Raw genomic sequence first — 22,615 nt, 5'->3', positions numbered from 1 at the left:
GCCGATGGCGCCTCGTTTCGCAAAGTCGACAGTTGAGTGCCGCGGCTCAGCCCTTCGCGTACCGCTGCAGCTTCCCCAGGTCCAGGATGCGCACCACCGGGAACGTGCTCTGGATGAGGCCGAGGTCCGTCAGCAGACGCAGGGCTCGGCTGAAGGCCTCGCGGCTGGCGCCGATGCACTGGGCCAGGTCCTCCTGGGTCTCCTGGAATTCCACCAGAGACCGCATGGGGTGGGATTCATGGGCCTCCAGCAGCAGCTGGGCCACGCGCTCCGGCACGCTGTGCAGGCTGAGGGTCTCCACCAGGGTCACCAGGTGGCGCACCTTGGCGGCGAAGTGGTGGATGAGCATCTCGGCCACTTCCGGATGGCGGTGGACGATCTGGCGCAAGGGGGCGGAAGGGATCAGCCAGCACTCGGTCTCGCCGTGGGACTCGGCGCTGGAGGCGATGGACGCACCATCGAACACGGCCACCTCGCCCACGCAGTCCCCGACCTTGAGGAACTGGAGCACCTGCACCCGGCCGCGTCCGTCCGTGCGGAAGACCTTGAGGCCACCCTTCACCACCACGTAGACGCCGGGGACCTGGTCGCCCTGGGTGTACACCCGGGCGCCGTCAGGGAACCGCCTCATCTCGGCGATGCTGGCCAGTTCCTCCGCCGCGTTCATCGGCAACCCGGCCAGGAACTCGATCCTTCTCAGATTGAGGACTGCTTGAGGCATGGGGCTCCACCAAGGCACTAGATCAGTTATCGCACATTTCCATCGGATTGTGATTCTGGTCACGCACCAGAGGACCGGGCGACCAGTACTTTACCGCGTGGTTGGAATTTCGTCCGGCGGAATTCGTACAGAACAAGGCCCGGCGGCATCTGCCTACCGGGGCCCTTGTGTGTTGCGAACGAGTCTACTTCACGCGTTCCATGAATGTGCGCTCCACCGTGTTCACGTGGATTCTCTTGGTATCGCCTGTGGCGATGCGCAAGGCCTCCCCGCCGAAGGGAGAGCAGAACTACTTCACCCGCTCCATGAACGTGCGATCCACCGTGTTCACGCGGATCTTCTGCCCCGCCTCCATGTAAGGAGGGACCCCCACGGTGATGCCGTTGTCCAGCTTGGCGGGCTTGTAGGAGCCTGTGGCGTTGGCGTTCTTCATGACGGGATCGGTTTCCACGATCTCCAGCACGACGCTGGGAGGCAGGGTCGCCCCCATGGGCTGGCCCTCGTAGAACTCGATCTCCACCTGCATGTTCGGCTCGAGGAAGACCATGTCCTCGCCGAGGATCTCCTTGCTCACTTCCAGCTGCTCGTAGGTCTCGTTGTTCATGAAGACGAGGTTGCTGCCGTCCTCGTAGAGGAACTCCAGCATGTGCTGTTCGAGGCTGGCCTTGTCCACCTTGTCGGAGCTGCCGAAGCGGTTCTCCCGGTTGATGCCGTCCTTGAGCCGCTTCATCTTCACCTGGACCCGGGCCGGCAGGTTGCCGGGGGTCTGATGCTCGACGCTGATGACGCGGCAGAGCTCGTTCTCGAAGTTGACGATCATCCCGGCGCGAACCTGAGTGGCAAGGATCAGAGGCATGGAAGACTCCCGAAGGAATGAGGATTGGCTGGAAGAAGAAAAGGCCCCGATCACGATCAGGGCCTTAGCTTGGAGTGGTGGGCGTACCAGGATTCGAACCTGGGACTTCTACCGTGTGAAGGTAGCACTCTACCGCTGAGTTATACGCCCGCGGTCAACCAGAATATCCCAGGATCCGTCCGTTTCCAAGCCCGACGTCGGATCCCAGGCCACGTCTGCGTGGCCGGGGAGATCACCGGGAAGCCACCTGCCGCAGCGCCCGCGCGAACCGTGGCGCCTCATCCGCTCGCAACCCACACAGGCCCACGCGCAGGCCCTGCGGCAGGGGCACCGTGAACACGCCGTGGGCCTTCAGCCCTTCGCAGGCGGCTTCCGGGTCGGCCGCGGGTGCGGTCACGAAGAATCCGCCCTGCCAGTGGAGCGCTTCCATGCCCTCGGCTACCAGGGCCGCATCCAGGGCCAAGGCGCGGGCCGCAAGCACCTCGGACCAGTGGCGGTGCTCCGCCGCGAGGCGCGCCTGCGCCTTGCCGTCCTGCGCCAGGCGCAGAAGCAGGGCCTGGGGCGCCCGGGCGCAGTTGGACCAGGTGCCCCGGCAGGACTGGGTCAGGGCCGCCTGCACGGCCGCGTCCGCGCACCAGGGGAAGGCGAGGGCCCCGCCGCGGGCCCCGTAGAGCGTCATGGATTTGGAAAGGGACATGGAGGCGCCCACCAGCACCCGGCCTTGCGCGCCCAGGGCCGCATAGTCCCGCAAGGCCTCGGCCACGGCCTCCGGCTCCCGCGTGTAGTCCAGGTAGGCCAGGTCCAGGAGCAGGGTGACGGGGCCCTGGCCAGCCAGGCTCCGCAGCAGCCCGAGCAGCGCCGCACGATCGGCAGCGGACAGGCTGCGTCCCGAGGGGTTGTGGCAGGGGTCGTTGAGCCAGACCATCACCCGGCCTTGGGCCTTCATCAACGCCCGCAAGGTCCGCTCCCAGGCCGCCGCGTCCAGGACCTGCCCCGCGGCGGGCCAAGGGGCCGTGGCCAAGCCCATGCCGTTCTCCGCGGCCATGGTGGCGTAGGGCCCCCAGTAGGGCGCCGTGGTAAGCAGGGTCTGGCCCGGCTCCAGGAAATTCCGCAGAGAGAGAGACAGGGCGCCGCTGCCCCCCGGCGTGGCGCAGGCGGCACCGGGGCCATCCAGCCGGGGCCAGTGTCGCTGCACCAGAGCCTTCAGAAAGGCGGGGTCTCCGGCGATGGGCGCGTACGGGGCCACCTCCATGGCACCCAAGCCGCGCCAGAGGTCCATCACGGTATCGAGCACCACCAGCTGGCCAGCCTCGTCCAGCAAGGCGCCCACGGTGGCGTTGAGGATGGCGTCACCCGCGGCCTTCCGGCGCTGGGCCTCCGCGTTCAGGGCGAAGATGGGATCGTCCGCCGGAAAGGCGCGGCGGGTGGGGATGAGCTGCTCGGTCATGCCATTCAGACTACCGTCCCGGCCCCCTGGATGGCGCGGGGGGATGTGCCAGGGCATGGCGCAGGAAGGCCGAGGCCGGGCCCGCCAAGCCGCCACCGGCCTGGGCCCAGGAGAAAGTCCGCGGGATGCTCAGATCCGGCAGGGGAATCACCTCCAGGTCTCCGCGCACCAGCTCCCGCTGGATGCTCCACCGGGAGAGGAAGCCGATGCCCAGGCCCAGCAGGACACAGGATTTGATGGCCTCGGTCTCGCCCACCACCAGGTCTGTGTCTCGGGGAGCCCGGACCACGCCGGCCCTGCGGAGGGCCCGTTCCACCACCACCCGGGTCCCGGAACCGGATTCGCGCCAGATCAGCGGCACCCCGGCCAGATCCACGGCGGTCCGCACCGAACCCAGCCCACCTGGGGCCCGCCCAGCCCGAACCGCCACCAGTTCGTCCCGCAAGTAGGGCTGGAGGGACAGGCCCGACGCCCGGGTCAACCCTTCCACGAGGGCGAGGGGCAGGCGGCCCTCCTTCACCCAGCCCAGCACCTCGTCGGTGTTGCCGACTTCCAGCACCAGCGGGGCCGGGCGATGGTCCGCCGCGAAGGTGCGGATCAGCGGGGGAAGGATGTAGGCGGCGGCCGTGGTGCTCGCGCCCAGGTGCAGTTCCCCGCCCACCTCTTGCTCGGCCTGGAGCCGCTCGCCGGCTTCCTCCAGCAGGCGATGGACGCGCCGGGCGTAGTCCAACAGGACCCGGCCGCTCTCCGTGAGCTGTACGCCCGACGCGTGCCGGGTGAAGAGGGACCTTCCCAGATCCGCTTCCAGCTGCCGGATCTGGGCCGTCACGGCGGGCTGGGACAGGTTGAGGCTGCGCGCGGCCCCGGACACCTGGCCCACCTGGGCCACCACCCGGAAGGTCTCCAGCCGTCGTGGGTCGAGTTCGGGGAGCACAGGGCCTCCATCTGTTTTTTTGATGGTATATACGTATTATCAATTATTTTTTTGGATAGTCCAAGGCTAACCTCGAGCCCATGAAACGTGTCGCCCCCGCCCTTCTGCTCCTCGGTGCCTTGCTGGCCCTGGCCCCCTTCACGCCGGCCGCCGCGGCCCTGGTGGGTGGCGCGGTCCTCGCCCTCACCGTGGGCAACCCTCGGCTGCCCCTCACGCGGATCTGGACGCATCGCCTGCTGCCCCTGGCCGTCGTGGGCCTCGGGGCAGACATGAACCTGCGCGCCGTGGCCAAGGCGGGCCTGCACGGCCTGGGCTACACGGCCGTGAGCCTCATGCTGGTCCTGGCTTTGGGCCTCTGGCTGGCGCGGCTCCTGAAGGTGGATAGCCAAGCGGGGCTGCTCATCTCCGTGGGTACAGCCATCTGCGGCGGCAGCGCGATCGCCGCCGTGGCACCCGTGGTCCGGGCCCGAGAGCAGGCCACCTCCGTGGCTCTGGCCACGGTATTCCTCCTCAACGCCGCGGCGCTCGTCATCTTCCCGCCCATCGGCCATGCCACCGGTCTCAGCCAGGATGCCTTCGGCCTCTGGTCGGCACTGGCCATCCACGACACCAGCTCCGTGGTGGGGGCGGGACTGGCCTATGGGCCCCGGGCCCTGGAAGTGGCCACCACCGTGAAGCTGGCTCGCGCCCTGTGGATCGTGCCGCTCACCCTGGGCATCGGATGGTCCATGGCCCGGCGCGAACCCGCTTCGGCCGACGCCCCTCCCTTGAAGAAGCCCTGGTTCATCGCCGGCTTCCTGGCCATGGCCGCCTTGGTGACGTTCGTGCCGGTCCTGCAGGTGCCCGGGCACTTCGTGGCGGCCGCCGCCCGCAGGGTGCTGGTGCTGACGCTCTTCCTCATCGGGGCGGGTCTCAGCCGCGAGGCCTTGCGCAACGTGGGCCTGCGGCCTTTCCTCCAGGGCCTGCTGCTGTGGCTGATCGTGGGCTCGCTAGGCCTGGGGGCCGTGAAGCTGGGGCTGCTGACGGTCGGCTAGACTCAGCGTCTGGAGGTCGCATGATCCGCCCCTTCCAAGGCATGATTCCCAAGCTCGGCTCCCGCGTGTTCCTCCCGGACAGCGCGCTGGTGCTGGGCGACGTGACCATCGGCGACGACGCCAGCATCTGGTTCAATTGCGCCATTCGCGGGGATGTGAACTGGATCCGCATCGGGGCCCGCACCAACATCCAGGACGCCTGCTGCCTGCACGTCACCAACGGGAAGTGGCCGCTGCTCATTGAGGAGGAGGTCAGCATCGCGCACAATGTGATGCTCCACGGCTGCACCGTCCGGAAGAACGCGCTCATCGGCATGAGCACCACCATCATGGATGGCACCGAGATTGGCGAGGGCTGCCTCGTGGCCGCAGGCAGCCTGGTGCGCGAAGGCCTCCATGCGCCGCCTCACAGCCTGGTGGCGGGGTGGCCAGCCACCGTGAAAGGGCCTCTCAGCGGGAAGCAGCGCGAGCTGGTGGCCAGCGTCTGGGCCCGCTACGTGCGGTACAAGGAGGCCTACTTCGCCGACGGCTGGCCTATCGCCGAGGCGCCGGCCATCGACTCGCCCAGGCCTGGTTTCGCCGAAGGACACCCCTTTCCCTGACTTGCCCTAGGGGTGCTGAGCAATTCCTTCCGGTGCCGGGCTCACGACTTCCCAGCCGTCCTCAGTGCGGCCCTGCACTTGCTCCTGCGCGTGGGTGATGACTTCCGCTTCGAGTACCCGATCCTGCCCGCCCCTGCGCACCACCGCCCTGAACTTGATGGACCAGGTGATGACGCCGCCCTCTTCTTCGCGGCCGGGATAGATCATGACGGTGCCGAGGGGCCCTTCGGCACCGCGCTGAATGGCCGGAGCTGATGGACTGTAGGGATTCTTGAGGCCCTTGAGGCCCGGGTCTTTGGAGAGGTCCTGGATGATGGCCTCCTGAGAGGGGACCTGGCCCGGTGTCCTGGCCTGCATGTCCGCAACGAGGGCTTCCGCCCGCTTCCTGGCAGCCTCCAGAGTCCCCTGGACGACCAGTTCCCTGGCTCGTTCCCGCTGCACCAGCATGGCCGGGATGGCGATGGCGCTCACGATGCCCACGAAGGGCAGCATCACCACGGGCAGCACGAGACCGATGATGCCCGTGACCAGACCCGTGGCCGGCACCGGCGCGAACGTCTGGGGATCCGCCTTGGCCAGACGCTTGGCCTTGGCCTGCTGCACCAGGGCCACGATGCCCAGGATGATGGCCACGGGAATGCCCACGCAGGTGAGGGCGAAGATGATGGCGAGAATGCCGCAGATCTTGGCGGCCTGGGCGCCGGGGGCCGGAATGGGCATGGACGTCGGAAAGGCGTCGGACATGGAGATCTCCAATGGGGATGGGCTCCTCAGCATTTCAGATCGGGGCCTCTCCTGGAAGGCCGTTCCTCTCCTCACCCTGACGATCGGGGTCAGCACCCGCACGAGCTAGGGCCTGTTTTCAAATTGGGGTGCGGCCGCGCAAGGGGCGCCGCCCAAGCGAGGCCAGGAAAGCGACGAAGGCGATAGCGGCACTATCGACGAGGAGCTTGACGCAGCATCGCGCCGGGCGCCGCCCCTTGCCCTACGGGACGTCAGCCAACCGCACCCCTGGCTGCGTTGGCGGCCTCGAACGATGTCCCGCATCGCCCTTCGGCCCCCGCCTTCTCGGTATCGCCTGCGGCGATACGCGAGACAAACCGACATCTGCCATGGACGCGGCTGGCCGACGTCGCGGCTCACACCCAATTTGAAAACAGGCCCTGGGTATTCCAATTACCCGGACAGGCTCCTAGACTCTCCGGATCATGTCCCCCCTGCTGATCCTCCGCGTTCACGCCGATCTGCGCCTCGGGCTGGGGCATGTGGCCCGGGCCCTGGCCCTGCAGGAATCCTGGCGCACCCTTGGCGGCCGAGCGTGCGTAGCGGTCTCCGGCGACGACCGGGCACGTCGTGTGGGAAGCGGCACCCATCCCTTCCTCGACCAGCCCATGCCTTGCGAGGCGGTCTACCTGGGCGCGGCCATTCATGCACCACTGCCGCCGGAGCTGAAGGCCCGTGCCGCCGCCGTGCTCGTGGACCAGTGGGACACCAGCACCGACTTCCTCCGGGCCCTCCGTCCCCTGAAGGTGGCCGTGATGGAGGACGACACGGAGGCCCACGAAACGGCGGACCTGCTGTTCCAGCCCTTTCTGGAGGGCGTGCGCTGGCTGGACCATCCCGTGAAAGTGGTGGAGGGTCGCAAGGTGCGCCCCTACGAAACCAAGTCCGGCGCCTGCCGCGTGGTGCGCGGCTCCAACTTCATCGTGGTGGACAAGGCCGCCCTGGAGCTGCGCCCCAAACGGGTGCCCCTCCAGCCCCTGGCCGTCCACAAGCTGTTGATCACCTTCGGTGGCAGCGACGGCCCCAACCTGGCTCAGAAGGCCTTTGACAGCCTCGCACGCCTGGCCGCGGAAGACCGTTGGCGCGGTGCCTGTACGCTGTTGGCCCCCAATGGCATCCAGGGCGACTCCTTCCCTGGTTGTACCGTGGTCAAGAGCCTCCCCGGCCTCACCCGCCGCATCCCGGAGTACGACGCCATCTGGTGTTCCGCCGGCGTCACGCTCGCCGAATCGCTCTGCATGGGCGTCCCCGCCACGGTCTGGGCCCAGAACGAGCGGCAGCACACCATTCTGGCGGACTTGGCTCTGGCCAACGGCTGTTTCGACCTGGGCGTGGGCCCCGAGGCCGACCTGGCCATCGTGCGGGAGGCCCTGGGCCAGTGGCTGGGCCCCGAGGGCCAGGACAACCGGCAGGAGCAGGTCCGCGACGGCATGGCGTTGGTGGATGGCCTGGGTGCCTCGCGCGTCACCCAGGAGTTGTGGCGGTTGACGGAGGCTCAAGGCTGAAATCCCGGCTTGACCCCCCGGCCTCTCAACGATAAGCTTTCCCTTCTGTGGACTCGCTGCCCGTAGGGTGGTGTTCCCGCAGCCCGATCCCGATCCCGGAGCAGGCCATGAGCACGTACTTCCCGAAAGCCAATGATCTGAAGCGCCAGTGGTTCCTGGTGGATGCCACCGGTATCCCCGTGGGCCGCCTGAGCACCGCGGTGGCGGATGTCCTCTCCGGCAAGAACAAGCCGACCTGGACCCCCTTCCTCGACACCGGCGACCACGTCATCGTCATCAACGCCGAGAAGGCGGTGCTGACCGGCAAGAAGGGCGTGCAGAAGATGTACCGCCGCACCACCACCCAGCCCGGCTCCATGAAGGAAGTCCGCGCCGAGGTGCTGAAGGTGACCTTCCCCGAGCGCATCATCGAGAGCGCGGTCAAGGGCATGCTGCCCAAGGGCCCCCTCGGCCGGGCGATGTATCGCAAGCTCAAGGTCTATGCCGGCCCCGACCACGAGCAGTCCGCCCAGCAGCCCCAGATCCTGACCATCCAGAAGTAGAGGCGAGGAACCCATGGCCATTTCCCAGAACTACGGAACCGGTCGCCGCAAGAGTGCGGCCGCTCGCGCCTTCCTCCGTCCCGGCACCGGCAAGATCACCGTCAACGGCCGCAGCCTCGAGAGCTACTTCCCGAACGCCGTGCTCCGCATGATGGTCCACCAGCCCCTGGTGCTGGCCGATCTCAATGGCAAGTTCGACATGATCATCAGCGTCACCGGCGGCGGCCCTGCCGGCCAGGCCTCGGCCATCCGCATGGGCATTTCCCGCGCCCTGCTGGGCTACAACGAGCAGCTGAAGTCCCTGCTGCGCGGCGCCGGTCTCCTGACCCGCGACCCCCGCATGAAGGAACGCAAGAAGCCCGGTCGCAAGGCCGCCCGTCGTCGCTTCCAGTTCAGCAAGCGCTAGTCGTTCTCTGGGAGGGGGATCTTCGGGTCCCCCTCTCGCTTTTCCGGTCCGTATCCAGTTGCGGACGATTCGGGCGAAGGGAACCATCCCCAAGCCTTTCATCCCACCCGCGGCGCTCCTTCACTCGTATGCGCCGCTTGACCAGGGAGGCCAGCATGGCTGCCATCCAGATGAAGGAACTTCTCGAGGCCGGTGCCCATTTCGGACACCAGACCAAGCGTTGGAATCCCAAGATGAAGAAGTACATCTTCGGGGCCCGCAACAGCATCTACATCATCGACCTCCAGAAGACCCTGCGCCTCTGGAACACCGCTGCGAACTTCCTGACCAAGGCCGCCGGCGAGGGGAAGAACTTCCTCTTCGTGGCCACCAAGCCCCAGGCCCAGGAGCTCATCGCCGAGCAGGCCGCCCGTTGCGGCGCCTTCTACGTCAACAACCGCTGGCTGGGCGGCATGCTGACCAACTTCACCACCATCAAGAAGAGCCTGGAGAAGTTCCGCGAGATCGAGGCCACCTTGGCCGATCCCGCCCGCACGGCCCTGCTCTCCAAGAAGGAACTGCTCACCCTGAACCGCACCCGCCTGAAGCTGGAGGCCTCCTTTCACGGCATCCGCGACATGCGCTCGCTGCCCGACATCATCTTCGTCATCGATCCACATCGCGAAGACATCGCCGTGACCGAGGCCAAGAAGATCGGCATCAAGGTGGTGGGCATCGTGGACACCAACTGCGATCCCGACATGGTGGACTACGTGATCCCCGCCAATGACGACGCCATCCGCTCCATCCTGCTCTTCTCCGAGCGCGTGGCCGACTCCATCCTCGAGGGCCGCCAGTCCTTCCGCGACAAGGGCGACACCGAGGACATGAAGAAGATGATGGCCGAAAAGATGGAAGTCGAGGGCTAGACCCTCCCCCACTACCTTCGTCAGCCATCAGAGGGTCCGCCCGCTGATGGCTGATGGTCTGAAGCCCCCACGATCCAGGAGATAACCTATGGCATTCACCGCCAATGACGTGAAGACGCTGCGTGAGAAGACCGGCCTCGGCATGATGGACTGCAAGAAGGCCCTGGAAGAGAACAACGGCGACATGGAGCAGTCCATCGAGTGGCTCCGCAAGAAGGGCATGGCCGCCTCCGCGAAGAAGGCCGACCGCATTGCCGCCGAAGGCATCGTGGAAGCCTACATCCACCCCGGCGGCCGCGTGGGCGTGCTGGTCGAAGTGAACTCCGAGACTGATTTCGTGGCTCGCAACGAAGCCTTCCAGCGCCTGGTGAAGGAGATCGCGATGCACATCGCGGCGGCCGATCCCGCGCCCCGCTTCGTCACCAAGGAAGAGGTCACCCAGGATTTCCTGGAGACCGAGAAGCGCATCGCCATGGAGCAGGCCCTGGCCACCGGCAAGCCCCAGAACATCGTCGAGCGCATCGTCGAAGGCAAGATGAACAGCATCTTCAAAGAGGTCTGCCTCCTCGAACAGCCTTTCATCATGAACCCCGACCTCACCATCCAGCAGTACCTGTCCCAGAAGACCGCCGAGATCGGCGAGAAGCTCAGCATCCGCCGCTTCACCAAGTACGTCATGGGCGAGGGCCTCGAGAAGCGCAGCGAAAACTTCGCCGCCGAAGTCGCCGCCGCCAAGTAGTCATTTGTCTGCTACAAAAAGGGCGGCCCCTGGGCCGCCCTTTTTGTAGGTAGGACCCCACCTGTCCCGAATCCGGCCTGGAGCCTCCATGAAGTTCAAGCGCATCCTTCTGAAACTCTCCGGCGAAGCCCTCATGGGCGACCAGAAGTACGGCATCGACCCGGCGGTGGTCAACATGATCGCCGATCAGGTGAAGGCCATCCGGGAACTGGGCGTGGAAGTGGGGCTGGTCATCGGTGGCGGGAACATCTTCCGCGGCGTGGCAGGCGCCACCAAGGGCATGGACCGCACCACCGCCGATCACATGGGCATGCTGGCGACCATGATCAACGCCCTGGCCCTGCAGGACGCCCTGGAGCACAAGGGCGTGGACACCCGCACCCTCTCGGGCCTAGAGATGCCCAAGGTGGCCGAGAGCTACATCCGCCGCCGGGCCACCCGCCACCTGGAGAAGGGCCGCGTGGTGATCTTCGGCGCCGGCACGGGCAACCCCTACTTCAGCACCGACACCGCCGCCGCCCTGCGCGGCAATGAGATCTGCGCCGAAGTGGTGATGAAGGCCACCAACGTGGACGGCATCTACACCGCCGACCCCAAGACGGATCCCACCGCCACCCGCTTCGACCGCATCTGCTTCCAGGATGTGCTGGAAAAGGGCCTGCGGGTCATGGACGCCTCCGCCATCGCTTTGTGCATGGAAAACAGGCTGCCCATCCTGGTGTTCGACATGAACAAGCCCGGCAACCTGGTGGCCGCCGTGAAGGGCGAGCCCGTGGGGACGCTGGTTTCCTAACCAGACAGCCATCCGTCACACTGGGGCATGGCCTTGTTCCCGAACCTTCCCGATGCCACGGTCCTCACGGACCCGGAGGCATTGGAGCCTTATCGCCGCGATGAATCCCACGTTCAGGGGACGCTCCCCCTCGCCGTGGTGCTGCCCCGAGGCCCCGCGGCCCTGAAGGGGCTGGTGCGCCTCGCCAAGGTTGAGGGCTTTGGCCTGGTTCCCCGGGGCGCGGGCACGGGCAAGGCGGGCGGCTGCGTGCCTGTGGGGGGGCGTGCCGTCGTGGTGGACTTCTCCGCCTGGCCCGGCGAACTTCGCCTCTCACCCCAGGATCTCTGCCTCAGCGCCCCCGTCAGCGCCCCGCTGCGCGAGGTGAAAACCACGGCCGCCGCTGCCGGCCTCTTCTACCCGCCCGATCCCAACTCCTGGGAGAGCTGCGCCCTGGGCGGCACCCTGGCCACCAACGCCGGGGGACCCAACGCCTGCAAGTACGGCATGACGCGGAACTGGGTGCTGTCCGTGGATGCCCTGCTGGACGACGGCGAGGTGCATACCTTTGGAATCTCCAGCGTGAAAGCCAACGCGGGCCCAGCCCTGGGCCAGCTGCTCATTGGCAGCGAAGGCCTCTTCGGCTTCATCGTGGGCGCCACGCTGCGGCTCACGACCCTGCCCCAGGAATACGCCACCCTGCTGCTGCCCGTGAAGCGCTGGGAGGATCTTCTGGATCTACCGGGCCGCCTCTGCGGCGCGGGCTACCTGCCCAGTGCCTTCGAGTTCTTCGATCCCGCCGTGCTGGCGGAGCTGCGCGCCCATGGCCCCGAGGAGGCGCGGCGCCTGCCGGGCGAGGCGCTGGCCATCCTCGAATTCGATGATCGCGGCTGCACCTCCGCACCCTTCCTCGAAGGCCTCACGGACGTGCTGGGACCCATGGCCGAGCACCTGGAGATTGCCTCGGACGCACGCCAGCGGGCCGGGATCTGGGCCGTGCGTCGCATGACCAGCGCCTTCCTCAAGGAACGCCACCCAAAGAAGGTGAGCGAGGACATCGTGGTGCCCCGCAGCCGCCTGCGGGAGTTCTTCGCGGGGCTGGAGCGCCTGGCCATTCCCAGCGTGACTTACGGCCACCTGGGTGATGGCAACCTGCATGTGAACCTGCTGGGCGCCGGCGACGCCGAGCCCGCGGTGCTCGAACGGCAGCTCCTGGACCTCTTCCGGCTCGCCCTCAGCCTGGGCGGTACCCTCAGCGGCGAGCACGGCATCGGCCTCGCGAAGCGGGAGGCGTTCCTCACGCTGTCCGACCCCGGGCAAATCCAGGTTCTGCGGGCGCTCAAGCAGGCCCTGGACCCCAGCGGTATCTTCAACCCTGGCAAAGTCATCTGAAGGGGGTTCTCATGCCCAAGCAGTCCCTCATCCTCGGCCACCGCGGCCTGTCCGCGAAGCACCTGGAAAACAGCATGGAGGCCTTCCGTGCGGCTCTGGCGGCAGGCATGGACGGCTTCGAGCTGGACGTGCAGCCCACCCGCGACGGCGTGTGCGCCGTGCTGCACGATGAGGATCTGGCCCGCACCGCGAACGGGTCGGGCATCCTGCGCAAGCTGAAGGCCGCAGAGCTGCCGCTCCTGAAGAACGGTGAGCCCCTGCCCCGCCTGGCGGACGTGCTGGAACTGCCCGCGAAGCTCATCAACGTCGAACTGAAGAGCGAACCCGGCTGGCAGCAGGCCCTGGCCACGGTGGAAGCCGCCGAGGCCCTCGATCGCGTGCTGTTCAGCAGCTTCGAGCACAGTGAGGTGCTCCAGCTCTGGGCCGCCTGCGAAACCGCCCGCTGCGGTTTCCTGTGGGAGCTGGACGAGGCCATGGAGCTGAGCGCCGAGGAACTGGCCGACCTGCCCGAGCCCCTCTGGCTCCACCCGCCCCTCAAGGCCGTGAAAGTCACCCCCCGCCTCTGGCTGCCCTACGCCGATCGTCTGGCCATCTGGGGCATGAAGACCCCCGCCGAGGCGAAGGATCTGCCCTTCGTGCCCGCGGTGCTCATCGCCGATGGTCTCTGAAACCAGCTTCAGCGTGGTGGATTCGGGCGGCGGCCTGGGCCCGCTTTGGCGCAGTCTGGCAGATCTCTGGTTCTTCGGCTGGCTCGGGAACCTCTGGTTCTCCACCTTGGCGGACACTGAGGCCGGAGGCGGCCAGGTCAAGCTAGCCTGCCAGGACCACGAGGCCTTGAAGGCCACCAGGCCCTACGATCAGGTGCTTCAGGCCATCCGCGACGATCCACAGTATTGACTGGTGGATCAGGACCCGGCTCTGGGAGAGCAGGTGCTGATTCACGCGGCCTGCTTCGACGGGTCCTGGATCCTGCTGCGCGAGACGGCACCGAACCGGGCCCGCTACCTTCGCCTCTACTGCGTCAGTCGCTTCAGTCCCTTCCGGCAGGCCTACACGTTCGATTTGGCCTCCAACGAGATCACCCGCCACAACCTTCCCGGCGGGCAGTGGCACCGCGAAGTCCCCTACGCCCTCTGGTGAAGCCTCACCCATTTTGACGCTTTGTGAATCTGACCCGGAGTACCGCGGCGTTTTGGATCAAACACGATCTCGAAGTCTTGTTTGATCTTCTCCCAGGTCTATCTTCACTCCTGTGCTGGGCCCGAAGGTGGCTTCAGCTGAACCCTTGCCGACCCCGAGGGGGCGGAAGCGTTGTTGTTTCACCCATTCTCCAGGAGAAGCCCATGTCCTCCCGCGTTGCCTCGCTCCTCTTCGCCACCGCGCTCGCCCTGCCCGCCATGGCGCAAAGCCCGGCCGCCAAACCCCCTGCGATCCAGATGGCCCCGGCCCGCTACACGTCACCCGCCTCGGGGTCCGAGATGTACCAGTCCTACTGCGCCACCTGCCATGGTTCCAAAGGCCTGGGCGACGGGCCCGCGAAGGGCAGCCTGAAGCACGCGGTGCCTGATCTGACCAGCCTGGCCAAACGCAACAAGGGGACCTTCCCCAAGGATCAGGTCTCTCAGGTCATCCGCGGCGAGGCCAGGGCCGAGACCCACAGCCTCCAGGACATGCCCGTGTGGGGGCCCGTCTTCCGCAGCCTGAACAGCAGCCAGGAGCCCGTTGTTCGCATGCGCGTGGCCAACCTGACCAAGTACATCGAGAGCCTCCAGGCCAAGTGACCTGACGCGGAACAGGCGTCAGCTCAGCCTGCGCTTCAGCGCCGCCTGCTCCGCAGGAAGCGGCTCGTTCAGCAGCGGTTTCTCCAGCAAGTCGCTGAGGGCCCTGGGCAGCGGAATCTCCCTGCCCAGGGTGGGTTCCAGGGACTCGCGGAACTTGGCGGGATGAGCCGTGGCGAGGAAGATGCCCTGCTCACCCTCGCGCAGCTGGGCCTGAAGCACGCCGCAGGCCACGGCCCCGTGGGGATCGGCCAGGTAGCCTTCGCGGTCCAGGTCGAGGACCGTCTGCCGTGTCTCCGCGTCGCTGCGGACACCCCAGCGCAGGGCCGCGGCCATGGCGTCATGATCGCCGCGGAACAGCGCGTGGATGCGCTCCCAGTTGCTGGGCGAGCCCACGTCCATGGCGTTGGAGAGCGTGGCCACCGAGGGCCGGGGGCGGTACACCCCGGTATCGAGGTAGTCCGGCACCACGCGGTTGGCGTTCGTGGCCACCACGAAGGCGCCGATGGGCGCGCCCATGGCCTGGGCCAGCAGGCCCGCGTAGAGGTTGCCAAAGTTGCCGCTGGGCACGGCCACCGTCAGGGGTGCGCCGCGCTCGGCCTGGGCTGCAGCCTCGAAGTAGTACAGCAGCTGCGCCAGGAGGCGGGCGATGTTGATGCTGTTGGCGGAAGTGAGGCCCAGACTGCCGACGAGCTCAGGGTCCTCGAAGGCCCCCTTCACCAGGCGCTGGCAGTCGTCGAACACGCCATCCACCGCCAGGGCCAGCACGTTGCCGCCGCAGGTGGCGAACTGGCGCTCCTGCAGTGGCGATACGCGGCCCGAGGGATAGAGCACCACCACGCGCACACCCGGCAGGCCCAGAAAGGCATTGGCCACCGCGGCGCCGGTATCACCGGAGGTGGCCGTGAGCACGGTGCGGGGCTTGGCGCCTGCATCGAGGGCCAGCACGCGGGCGAGGAAGCGGGCGCCGAAGTCCTTGAAGGCTAGCGTGGGCCCGTGGAACAGCTCCAGCGCGGAGATCCCGGGCCGTACCGGCACCAGGGGCGCCGGGAAGGTGAACGCAGAGCGGGCCAGATCCTCAACCACCAGTCGGGGCAGCTCGTCGCCCAGGATGCGATGCAGGATCTCTACGGAGCGGGGCAGGAAGGTGAGTCTCAGCAGATCTGCCATATCGCTGAACGGGGGGATCGCCACAGGGGCGAAGAGGCCACCGTCCGGGGCCAGACCCATGCGGGCGGCCTCCAGGAAGGTGGCCTGGGTGGAGGGATTCCGGGTGCTGGCGAGCTTCATGGGTGGGCCTCGAACAGAGGATGGCGGGGCACGGGCGACAGGGTTCGGGCGCCTTCCAGATCCAGGGCGCAGATCCAGGCGCGGCTGGGCAGATCCGCCTGGGCAAAGCCCTCCTGGAGGGCCGCGGCCACGGCGCCAGCGTCCGCCTCATCCCCGGCTACCGCGAACACGGAGGGCCCGGAGCCCGACAAGGTGCAGCCCAGCGCCCCGGCGGCGAGGGCCCCAGCCTGCGCCGCCCGGAAGCCCGGTACCAGCGGCGCGCGATGAGCCTCCACCAGCGGATCGCGCAGGCAGCGCGCCAGCAGGGCCCGGTCGTCGGTGTGCAGGGCGTGCACCAAGCCCGCGAGGTTGCCCGCGAATTCCACCGTCTCGGTCCAGGCCGGTCGCTCCGGCAAGGCAGCTCGGCTTCGCGCCGTGGCCAGCTGGTAGTCGGGATGCGCCACCACGAGCAGCAGGTCCGTGGGCCAGGGCAAGCGGCGGGCGGCGGGCTTCCCATCGCGACCCGGGACCGTGAGCTGCAGGCCGCCCAACAGGGAAGGCGCGACGTTGTCCAGGTGGATGCCGCCGCTGGTGCTGCCTTCGGCCCGTCCCGCCAGCTCGAGCAGTTCAGGGACGGAGAGGGGATCCCCGCAGAGGACCTGGAGGGCCGCCAGGGTGGCCACGATGGAACTGGCGCTGGAACCGAGGCCGCTGGCCACGGGAAGCCGCTTCTCCAGACGGAGAGCAAAGGGGCCGACCGGCCGACCCTTCGCCTGCAGCGCCTCCTGAAAGAGGTCTGCGACCCGCAGCACCAGGTTGGGACGGGTGTCGTCCGCCAGGGCCTTGGCGAACGGCCCCTCCAGCTGGAAGGAGGCCTCCGGCGCCAGCGCGGCATGCACGAGGTCGCCCAGCAGGCTGCCGTCCAGGGGGGCGAGGGCCGCGCCCAACAGGTCGAACCCCGCGGCGAAGTTGCCGATGCTGGCGGGGGCGTAGGCCGTCACGCCCGCCAGGGAAAAGTCAGAGGAGGTCACGAAGCCCTCCGCCGCGAGGGCCGGGCGCCTGGTGGCACCAGGCGCAGCACATCCGCCAGCACGCCCGCGGCCGTCACCTCCGCTCCCGCGCCGTAGCCGCGGATGACCATGGGATGGGGCTGGTAGCGCTCCGTGAGCAAGGCCAAGGCGTTCTCGCCACCCTTGATGGGCATGAAGGGATGCTCCCCGTCCACCGGCAGTAGGCCGACGCGACAGCCACTGTCCGAAAGGCTGCCCACGTAACGCAAGGTCTTCCCCTCGGACTTCAGGGCTGCCAGACGCTCCCGGAACGGCGCGTCCAGCTCCGGCAAGCGGGCCATGAAGGTGGGGATATCGCCGCTGGCGTCGAAGGACTCCGGCAGCAGGCCCTCCACCTGGACGTCCGCCAGCTCCAGCTCCATGCCCAGCTCCCGGGCCAGGATGAGGAGCTTGCGGGCCACGTCCATGCCGCTGAGGTCGTCTCGGGGATCCGGCTCGGTGAAGCCGCTCTCCTTGGCGGAGCGCACGGCCTCGGATAGCGGCACCCCATCCCCCAGAAGGCCCAGGATGTACGACATGGAGCCCGAGAGGATACCCTCGGCGCGCAGCACCCGGTCGCCGGTGAGCACCAGGTTCTTCACGGTGTCGATGATGGGCAGGCCCGCGCCCACGTTGGCTTCGTACAGGAAACGCAGGCCCCGGCGGGAGGAGCGCTGCCGCAGCTCGCGGTAGAAGGCCTGGGAGGCGCTGTTGGCCTTCTTGTTGGCCGTGACCACGTGGAAGCCCGCGTCGAAGAGCTCCGGGTAACGGGCGGCCAGGTCGCCGCTGGTGGTGCAGTCCACCAGCACGGACAAGGCCGGCGGGCCGTTGCGGACGACGGCCATCAGGCGGTCCACGTCCGTGGGCTCACCTTGCGCCAGGTCCTCCCGCCAGTGGTCCAGGTCCAAGCCCTTGGCGTCCAGCCGCATGCGGCGGCTGGTGGCAATGGTGGTCACCCGCAGGTCGAGGCCCTGCTGGGCCAGCTTGGCCTGCTGCCGCTGGATCTGGCCCAGCAGGCTGCTCCCCACGTTGCCCGCGCCCAGGAGGTGCACGTCCACCACCACCTGGGTCTGGAAGAAGCGGCGGTGGATGTGCGGCAGGGCCCGGGCGCCCTCGGCCTCGTCCACCACAGCGGAGATGATCCGCTCGCTGGCGCCCTGCGCAATGGCCACCACGTTGCAGCCCACCTCCGCCAGGGCGTCGAAGAAAGTGCCCGCCACGCCGGGCCGGGTGCGCATGCCGTCGCCCACAATGCTGAGCACGGAGAGCCCCTCGCGCAGATCCAGGGGATCCAGGAAGCCCGCCGCCAGCTCCGCGGGGAAGGCCTCCTGGATGGCCGCCACGGCGCCGGGCCCATCTGCCTGGCGCACGGCGAAGCAGATGGACAGCTCCGACGAGCTCTGGGTGATGAGCACCACCGAGATGCCCTTGCGCGCCAGGGCGCCAAACACCCGGCCCGCGATGCCCGGCACCCCCAGCATGCCCGGCCCCGTGAGGTTGACCACGGAGAGGCCCCGCAGGAAGGAGATGCCCCGCACGCCACTGGGGGGTGGTGGCACCGCCTCGCGGATCACCGTGCCGGGGTGGGCGGGGTCGAAGCTGCTGCACACCCGCACGGGGATGCCGCGCTCGCGCACAGGTGGGATGGTCTTCGGGTGGAGGACCTTCGCGCCGAAGAAGGAGAGCTCCATGGCCTCCTCGAAGCTGGCTTCCGGCAGGGGGAAGGCCTCGGGCACCAGGCGGGGATCGGCGCTGTAGAGGCCGACCACGTCGGTCCAGATCTCCAGCAGCTCCGCGCCCAGGGCCGCGGCCGCCAGGGCCGCGCTGTGGTCGGAGCCGCCGCGCCCCAGGGACAGGATGCGCCCCTGGGCATCGCCGCCGAAGAACCCCGGCAACACCCAGAGGTCGCCGCTGCCGGCCTTCACCGCGGCGAAGCGGGCTTCCGTCTCGGCCAGGCAGGGCCGGGCCTGGAGCGGGTCGCCCTCCACGCGGACGTGCTCGACGGGGTCCAGGTAGCAGGGCTGCAGGCCCCGGGCCGCCAGCAGGGCCACCAGGATGGCGCAGGAGGCCCGCTCGCCCAGGCTCGCCACCTGGGCCAACACCGAGGGCGGCCCTTCCTCCAGCAGAGCCATGCCGTGGAGCAGGCGGCGGCCAAGACTCTCCAATCCGTCCAGCTCAGCGCGGAGCGCCCCCAGGCCGGCGCCCAACTCCTCCGCCAGCGCCTCCACCACCTCGGCATGGACGGCCCGAAACCTGTCCATGAGCTGATCCGCGGCGGCCGGATCGGGCACGCGACCCTCGTTCACCAGCAGGTTCGTCACCCCGGCCATGGCCGAGGCCACGACGCAGACGCGGTGGGTGGTCCGGGCGGCGACCACCAGGTCCGCCACGGTGCGGAGTCGCGCGGCGCCAGCGACACTGGTCCCGCCAAATTTCATGACGCGGATGGGGGTGGGCTGCATGGGGACTCCGTATGGCTCAATACAGAAAGCCCCGCGGGGTGCGCGGGGCCGAATCTGAAGGAAGGGTCAGGTCAGGCGCCGCGGTGGTCCGGGTGCGTAATGGTACCGTTGGTGGTCATCATCTGGCAGGACAGCCCGGTACCCGTCGCGCCCAGGCGCGCAGCGCCCATCGCGGAGACCCGCGAGGCACTCAGGAGCTGTTCAGACAGACGAACCATGTCCGACATCATCCGGGATGAGGGCGGAAAGTCAACCGATTTGCTTCACGCGACGGCCCAGCGCGAGGCTGCTGCCCAACCAGAGACCCGAACAGCCCACCGCCGCCAAGCCCACGGGGATGGCCAGGGCCATCAGGGCCGTGGGGGCCCAGACCCCCAGCAGGTCCCCCCCGCGGTAGACGAAGGTGTCGATGAAGGGCTTCGACTTGTAGCGTTCCTCGGGCCCGAGGGGGATGTAGAGGATCTCCCGGGCGGGCCGGTCCACGGCGTAGTGCAAGCCGCGGCGCAGCACCTGGAACAGTGCCATCACCCCAAATGTGGGCCAGGCCCACAGGGCGCCGAACCCCGCCAGGCTCAGCACCGGCAGGATGGAAAGCACGAAGGGGATGCCCAGCCTGGTGATGATCCGCCCCGTGAGGAACACCTGGGTGGCCAGGGTCAGCACGTTCACCCAGAGGTCGATGCGGGCGAAGGCCGCCGTCCGTGCTGCCGTGCCACTGAAGGCCCGCGCCACGATGGCGCCCTGCTGCAGATAGAGGAAAGTGCTGGTGATGGTGAAGAGCAGCATGTAGGCGCAGATGAGCTGGAGGTAGCGGGAGGTGGTGATGAGGCGCAGACCCTCCAGCAGGCCCGGGCCGGGTTCCCGTGCGCCGTGGGCCACGTCGCCCAGCGCGAAGATTGTCGCCAGGCGCTTGACGCACTGCACGGCCAGTTCCAGCGTCACCATCGACAGCAGCAGGAGGGAGAGTGGATCCACCTTCAAGTGGAGGCCACCCAGGCCAAAGCCCTTCGTGAGGGCCCCGGTGAGCGCCGCGCCCGCGATGGCACCCAGGGTGCCGCCGGTGGCGATGAAGCCGAAGAGCCGCCTACCCTGGGCCCCGGACCACACGTCCGACATCAGGCCCCAGAACACGGACACCACGAAGAGGTTGAAGACGCTGAGCCAGATGTAGAAGGCATAGCCCAGGCCCGCGCCGCCGTGGCCGGGCAGCAGCCGGAAGGCGAGGAAGAAGGCCAGCATGTTGAGCGCAAAGAAACGGTAGGCCCAGGGGATGAAGCGCCGGCGCGGGAGCCGCGACACCAGGGCGGCGAAGGCCGGATTCGCCAGCGCCATGGCCACCAGGGTGCCCGTCATCAGCCAGGGCAGCTTGTCCGCGCCTCGGGCGATGCCGATGGCCTCCCGCACGGGCCGCAGCAGGTAGAAGCCGAAGAGCAGCAGGAAGAAGTACAGCGCCGACCAGAGCAGCGCCGGGGCCTCGCCCTCCTCGAGGAGGACCAGACGGCGGAGCAGGCGGGCGGGCGTCATGAGTGGTCCGGGAAAGATGTTGCGGATGCGAATGGAGGGAGTATATATCGATTCACGATGTATTAAGTTCATCCTTCCTGTCGGAGGTTTTCATGACCGTCTCCCGCCGCGAGTTCCTCCAGTGGTCCGCCACCGCCTCGGCTTTGGCCGCCACGGGCTGCAACCTGTCGACCGTGCCGACCAAGCCTGCACCCAAGCGCATCCTCATTCTGGGCGGCACGGGGTTCCTGGGACCCGCCACCATCGAGTTCGCCCAGGCCCGTGGGCACCAGATCACCATGTTCAACCGCGGCAAGACGCGCCCCGACCTCTTCCCTGGCGTGGAGAAGCTGCACGGCGACCGCGATCCGAAGAAGGGCGAGGGCCTGAAGGCCCTGGAGACGGGCACCTGGGACGCCGTCATCGACAACAGCGCCTACTACCCGCGCATGGTGGCAGCCTCGGCGGGCCTCCTGGCCCCGCGCGTGAAGCAGTACCTCATCATTTCCAGCATCAGCGCCTACAAGGAACCCAACCCCGAGAACGGCACCGAGGACGCGCCCCTGGCCACGCTTGCCGATCCCGCCGTGGAGGATATGGGGAAGGACTACGCCAACTACGGGGGCTTGAAGGCCCTCTGCGAGCAGGCCGCCCAGAAGGCCATGCCGGGCCGCACGGCGGTGATCCGTCCCGGCTACATCGTGGGTCCCGACGATCCCTCGGGCCGCTTCACCTACTGGCCCGTGCGCTTCGACAAGGGTGGCGAGATCGCCGTACCCGGTGCGGCCACGGATCCGGTGGAGATCATCGATGTGCGCGACCTGGCGGCCTGGCTGGTGCACCTGGTCGAGCGGGGCACGGTGGGCACCTTCAACGCCTGCGGCCCCGACACGCGCCTGGCTTGGGGCAGCCTCGTGGCAGCCTTCCAGAAGGCCGGAAATCCCAACGCCAAGCCGGTCTGGATACCCGCCGACTACCTGGCCCAGCAGAAGGACATCGAATTCCCCATCTGGGCCCCCTATGCGGGCGAGACCAAGGGTTTCCACACCTGGCGCAACGACCGAGCCGTGAAGGCCGGCCTGCGTTTCCGCCCGGCCCTGGACACCGTGAAGGACACCCTCGCCTGGTACAAGCTTCAGGAGAAGGCGGAGAAGGGCCGCACCAAGCTCGCCGGCCCCAGCGCCGAACAGGAAGCCAAGCTCATCGCCGCCTGGCGCGAGGCCGCCAGGGCCAAGGGCTGACCAGCCGCACCCTTCGTTCCGGAAGCCGCGCCACCGCCGCGCAAGGGGGCTCTATGCGACAATGCATTCAGCAATGACGCGTGAGAAGGGGCCCCATGACCGCCAAGCCTGAGAAAGCTCCCAAGAAGGAAAAGGCGAAGAAGCAGACGCCGGAGCAGCGTCTGGAAGCCATGCGTTACAACCGCATGATGTACGGCCCCACCGCGAAAGAGATGAAACCCGCCGTCAAGAAGGTCAACTACGGGGCCATCTACTTGAGTCATCCGAAATTTCAGAGCCTGATGACCGCCTTCAAGAAAGGCGCCGCCTTCAAGTTCGAAGTCACCGACAAGGCGAAGACCCACATCATCGCCACGGATGGGTCCGACATATCCTTCAACGGGAAGACCATCTTCTATTCCCGTCCCATGAATCGGTACGAGGATCACCTGCTGCTGGACCGGGTCTCCATGACCCAGTTCCAGACCACCGATGCGCTGATCCATCTGGCCTTCGCCGTGCTCCGCAGCATCCCGGAACTCGCCGGGCACTCCCTGGTGTACATGCAGCACCAGTTCTATTACGGGGCCGAACCCCTGGAAGATGGGATTGCCGAGCGCGGCCCCAATCTCCTGCTCGGCTCCTACCGGCACAGCAAAGTCCAGGAAAAAGCCAGAGGCTAGGGCCTGCCGATTC

25 protein-coding genes and 1 tRNA gene are annotated in these 22,615 nt (G+C 67.9%); 15 read left to right on the top strand and 11 right to left on the bottom strand.

Annotated features, from left to right (window positions below):
- Positions 1-46: 46 nt before the first annotated feature.
- From NOV74_RS07695 to NOV74_RS07675, 5 genes are all read right to left on the bottom strand, one after another.
- A complete protein-coding gene (locus NOV74_RS07695; protein WP_243287177.1) occupies positions 47-721 on the bottom strand; it encodes a Crp/Fnr family transcriptional regulator in 675 nt (224 codons plus the stop codon).
- 289 nt (positions 722-1,010) lie between these two features.
- Positions 1,011-1,577, bottom strand: a complete 567-nt coding sequence (gene efp, locus NOV74_RS07690) for an elongation factor P (protein ID WP_257310751.1) — start codon at positions 1,575-1,577, stop codon at positions 1,011-1,013.
- Between the two features lie 75 nt (positions 1,578-1,652).
- Positions 1,653-1,727: transfer RNA gene (locus tag NOV74_RS07685), tRNA-Val, on the bottom strand.
- Positions 1,728-1,809: 82 nt separating this feature from the next.
- Entirely contained in the window at positions 1,810-3,024 is a 1,215-nt protein-coding gene (locus NOV74_RS07680) for a pyridoxal phosphate-dependent aminotransferase (protein WP_257310749.1), read from the bottom strand.
- 10 nt (positions 3,025-3,034) lie between these two features.
- Positions 3,035-3,958 carry a LysR substrate-binding domain-containing protein gene (locus tag NOV74_RS07675; RefSeq protein ID WP_257310748.1) on the bottom strand — a complete coding sequence of 308 codons (924 nt, stop codon included), beginning with the start codon at positions 3,956-3,958 and terminating at the stop codon, positions 3,035-3,037.
- A gap of 80 nt (positions 3,959-4,038) precedes the next feature.
- Here NOV74_RS07675 and NOV74_RS07670 point away from each other — a divergent pair, with 80 nt between their 5' ends.
- Both NOV74_RS07670 and NOV74_RS07665 read left to right on the top strand, forming a co-directional pair.
- On the top strand, positions 4,039-4,992 hold the full coding sequence (locus NOV74_RS07670; protein WP_257310747.1) for a YeiH family protein: 954 nt from the start codon (positions 4,039-4,041) through the stop codon (positions 4,990-4,992).
- 20 nt (positions 4,993-5,012) lie between these two features.
- Entirely contained in the window at positions 5,013-5,594 is a 582-nt protein-coding gene (locus tag NOV74_RS07665; protein WP_257310745.1) for a gamma carbonic anhydrase family protein, read from the top strand.
- 6 nt (positions 5,595-5,600) lie between these two features.
- Here NOV74_RS07665 and NOV74_RS07660 read toward each other — a convergent pair whose 3' ends face one another.
- On the bottom strand, positions 5,601-6,338 hold the full coding sequence (locus NOV74_RS07660) for a DUF4190 domain-containing protein (protein WP_257310744.1): 738 nt from the start codon (positions 6,336-6,338) through the stop codon (positions 5,601-5,603).
- Between the two features lie 464 nt (positions 6,339-6,802).
- Here NOV74_RS07660 and NOV74_RS07655 point away from each other — a divergent pair, with 464 nt between their 5' ends.
- The 11 genes from NOV74_RS07655 (at position 6,803) to NOV74_RS07605 (ending at position 14,419) form a co-directional block, all read left to right on the top strand.
- On the top strand, positions 6,803-7,882 hold the full coding sequence (locus NOV74_RS07655; protein WP_257310743.1) for a hypothetical protein: 1,080 nt from the start codon (positions 6,803-6,805) through the stop codon (positions 7,880-7,882).
- A gap of 107 nt (positions 7,883-7,989) precedes the next feature.
- Positions 7,990-8,424: a 50S ribosomal protein L13 gene (gene rplM, locus NOV74_RS07650; protein WP_257310742.1), complete on the top strand. Its 435-nt coding sequence runs from the start codon at positions 7,990-7,992 to the stop codon at positions 8,422-8,424.
- A 13-nt stretch (positions 8,425-8,437) separates the two neighbouring features.
- The gene (gene rpsI / locus NOV74_RS07645; RefSeq protein WP_257310741.1) at positions 8,438-8,830 is read left to right on the top strand and encodes a 30S ribosomal protein S9; all 393 of its coding nucleotides are present in this window, start codon (positions 8,438-8,440) and stop codon (positions 8,828-8,830) included.
- Positions 8,831-8,985: 155 nt separating this feature from the next.
- Positions 8,986-9,738: a 30S ribosomal protein S2 gene (rpsB, locus tag NOV74_RS07640; protein WP_257310740.1), complete on the top strand. Its 753-nt coding sequence runs from the start codon at positions 8,986-8,988 to the stop codon at positions 9,736-9,738.
- Positions 9,739-9,826: 88 nt separating this feature from the next.
- The gene (tsf, locus tag NOV74_RS07635) at positions 9,827-10,477 is read left to right on the top strand and encodes a translation elongation factor Ts (RefSeq protein WP_257306878.1); all 651 of its coding nucleotides are present in this window, start codon (positions 9,827-9,829) and stop codon (positions 10,475-10,477) included.
- Between the two features lie 88 nt (positions 10,478-10,565).
- Positions 10,566-11,270, top strand: coding sequence for a UMP kinase (gene pyrH, locus NOV74_RS07630; RefSeq protein ID WP_257310739.1), 705 nt, complete (start codon positions 10,566-10,568; stop codon positions 11,268-11,270).
- Between the two features lie 33 nt (positions 11,271-11,303).
- Positions 11,304-12,638, top strand: a complete 1,335-nt coding sequence (locus NOV74_RS07625; protein WP_257310738.1) for an FAD-binding oxidoreductase — start codon at positions 11,304-11,306, stop codon at positions 12,636-12,638.
- Between the two features lie 11 nt (positions 12,639-12,649).
- On the top strand, positions 12,650-13,306 hold the full coding sequence (locus tag NOV74_RS07620; RefSeq protein ID WP_257310737.1) for a glycerophosphodiester phosphodiesterase: 657 nt from the start codon (positions 12,650-12,652) through the stop codon (positions 13,304-13,306).
- Entirely contained in the window at positions 13,296-13,535 is a 240-nt protein-coding gene (locus NOV74_RS07615; RefSeq protein WP_257310735.1) for a hypothetical protein, read from the top strand. The genes NOV74_RS07620 and NOV74_RS07615 overlap by 11 nt, the downstream gene beginning before the upstream one ends.
- Positions 13,536-13,568: 33 nt before the next feature.
- On the top strand, positions 13,569-13,778 hold the full coding sequence (locus NOV74_RS07610) for a hypothetical protein (protein WP_257310734.1): 210 nt from the start codon (positions 13,569-13,571) through the stop codon (positions 13,776-13,778).
- A 203-nt stretch (positions 13,779-13,981) separates the two neighbouring features.
- Positions 13,982-14,419: a c-type cytochrome gene (locus NOV74_RS07605; RefSeq protein WP_257310732.1), complete on the top strand. Its 438-nt coding sequence runs from the start codon at positions 13,982-13,984 to the stop codon at positions 14,417-14,419.
- Between the two features lie 18 nt (positions 14,420-14,437).
- Here the strand turns inward: NOV74_RS07605 and thrC are convergent, their stop codons facing one another.
- The 5 genes from thrC to NOV74_RS07580 all read right to left on the bottom strand — a co-directional run bounded on the left by thrC (position 14,438) and on the right by NOV74_RS07580 (position 20,720).
- A complete protein-coding gene (gene thrC, locus NOV74_RS07600) occupies positions 14,438-15,706 on the bottom strand; it encodes a threonine synthase (RefSeq protein ID WP_257310730.1) in 1,269 nt (422 codons plus the stop codon).
- Positions 15,703-16,716, bottom strand: coding sequence for a homoserine kinase (locus NOV74_RS07595; protein ID WP_257310728.1), 1,014 nt, complete (start codon positions 16,714-16,716; stop codon positions 15,703-15,705). The genes thrC and NOV74_RS07595 overlap by 4 nt, the downstream gene beginning before the upstream one ends.
- On the bottom strand, positions 16,713-19,196 hold the full coding sequence (gene thrA / locus NOV74_RS07590) for a bifunctional aspartate kinase/homoserine dehydrogenase I (RefSeq protein WP_257310726.1): 2,484 nt from the start codon (positions 19,194-19,196) through the stop codon (positions 16,713-16,715). Before thrA ends, NOV74_RS07595 begins: the two co-directional genes overlap by 4 nt.
- Before the next feature lie 71 nt (positions 19,197-19,267).
- Positions 19,268-19,414: a hypothetical protein gene (locus NOV74_RS07585; RefSeq protein ID WP_257310725.1), complete on the bottom strand. Its 147-nt coding sequence runs from the start codon at positions 19,412-19,414 to the stop codon at positions 19,268-19,270.
- Positions 19,415-19,445: 31 nt separating this feature from the next.
- On the bottom strand, positions 19,446-20,720 hold the full coding sequence (locus NOV74_RS07580; protein WP_257310724.1) for an NTP/NDP exchange transporter: 1,275 nt from the start codon (positions 20,718-20,720) through the stop codon (positions 19,446-19,448).
- 92 nt (positions 20,721-20,812) lie between these two features.
- Between NOV74_RS07580 and NOV74_RS07575 the strand changes: the two genes are divergently transcribed.
- Both NOV74_RS07575 and NOV74_RS07570 read left to right on the top strand, forming a co-directional pair.
- Entirely contained in the window at positions 20,813-21,940 is a 1,128-nt protein-coding gene (locus NOV74_RS07575; protein ID WP_257310722.1) for a Rossmann-fold NAD(P)-binding domain-containing protein, read from the top strand.
- A gap of 95 nt (positions 21,941-22,035) precedes the next feature.
- Complete coding sequence (locus tag NOV74_RS07570) at positions 22,036-22,602, top strand: hypothetical protein (protein ID WP_257310720.1); 567 nt, start codon at positions 22,036-22,038, stop codon at positions 22,600-22,602.
- Positions 22,603-22,615: the final 13 nt, after the last annotated feature.

The sequence above is a fragment of the Geothrix fuzhouensis genome (assembly GCF_024609325.1).
GTDB lineage: Bacteria > Acidobacteriota > Holophagae > Holophagales > Holophagaceae > Geothrix > Geothrix fuzhouensis.
The sequence above is the reverse complement of the archived record's forward strand: the minus strand, read 5'-3'. Positions and strand labels throughout refer to the sequence as shown.

Bases quoted from the DNA above. Each gene is read 5' to 3' on its own strand.
- rpsB (WP_257310740.1), top strand. From the start codon at position 8,986: ATGGCTGCCATCCAGATGAAGGAACTTCTCGAGGCCGGTGCCCATTTC.
- NOV74_RS07585 (WP_257310725.1), bottom strand. From the start codon at position 19,414: ATGGTTCGTCTGTCTGAACAGCTCCTGAGTGCCTCGCGGGTCTCCGCG.
- thrA (WP_257310726.1), bottom strand. From the start codon at position 19,196: ATGCAGCCCACCCCCATCCGCGTCATGAAATTTGGCGGGACCAGTGTC.
- NOV74_RS07615 (WP_257310735.1), top strand. From the start codon at position 13,296: ATGGTCTCTGAAACCAGCTTCAGCGTGGTGGATTCGGGCGGCGGCCTG.
- NOV74_RS07580 (WP_257310724.1), bottom strand. From the start codon at position 20,720: ATGACGCCCGCCCGCCTGCTCCGCCGTCTGGTCCTCCTCGAGGAGGGC.
- NOV74_RS07620 (WP_257310737.1), top strand. From the start codon at position 12,650: ATGCCCAAGCAGTCCCTCATCCTCGGCCACCGCGGCCTGTCCGCGAAG.
- NOV74_RS07670 (WP_257310747.1), top strand. From the start codon at position 4,039: ATGAAACGTGTCGCCCCCGCCCTTCTGCTCCTCGGTGCCTTGCTGGCC.
- rpsI (WP_257310741.1), top strand. From the start codon at position 8,438: ATGGCCATTTCCCAGAACTACGGAACCGGTCGCCGCAAGAGTGCGGCC.
- pyrH (WP_257310739.1), top strand. From the start codon at position 10,566: ATGAAGTTCAAGCGCATCCTTCTGAAACTCTCCGGCGAAGCCCTCATG.
- NOV74_RS07695 (WP_243287177.1), bottom strand. From the start codon at position 721: ATGCCTCAAGCAGTCCTCAATCTGAGAAGGATCGAGTTCCTGGCCGGG.
- thrC (WP_257310730.1), bottom strand. From the start codon at position 15,706: ATGAAGCTCGCCAGCACCCGGAATCCCTCCACCCAGGCCACCTTCCTG.
- NOV74_RS07570 (WP_257310720.1), top strand. From the start codon at position 22,036: ATGACCGCCAAGCCTGAGAAAGCTCCCAAGAAGGAAAAGGCGAAGAAG.
- NOV74_RS07680 (WP_257310749.1), bottom strand. From the start codon at position 3,024: ATGACCGAGCAGCTCATCCCCACCCGCCGCGCCTTTCCGGCGGACGAT.
- NOV74_RS07660 (WP_257310744.1), bottom strand. From the start codon at position 6,338: ATGTCCGACGCCTTTCCGACGTCCATGCCCATTCCGGCCCCCGGCGCC.
- NOV74_RS07655 (WP_257310743.1), top strand. From the start codon at position 6,803: ATGTCCCCCCTGCTGATCCTCCGCGTTCACGCCGATCTGCGCCTCGGG.
- NOV74_RS07605 (WP_257310732.1), top strand. From the start codon at position 13,982: ATGTCCTCCCGCGTTGCCTCGCTCCTCTTCGCCACCGCGCTCGCCCTG.
- rplM (WP_257310742.1), top strand. From the start codon at position 7,990: ATGAGCACGTACTTCCCGAAAGCCAATGATCTGAAGCGCCAGTGGTTC.
- tsf (WP_257306878.1), top strand. From the start codon at position 9,827: ATGGCATTCACCGCCAATGACGTGAAGACGCTGCGTGAGAAGACCGGC.
- NOV74_RS07665 (WP_257310745.1), top strand. From the start codon at position 5,013: ATGATCCGCCCCTTCCAAGGCATGATTCCCAAGCTCGGCTCCCGCGTG.
- efp (WP_257310751.1), bottom strand. From the start codon at position 1,577: ATGCCTCTGATCCTTGCCACTCAGGTTCGCGCCGGGATGATCGTCAAC.
- NOV74_RS07575 (WP_257310722.1), top strand. From the start codon at position 20,813: ATGACCGTCTCCCGCCGCGAGTTCCTCCAGTGGTCCGCCACCGCCTCG.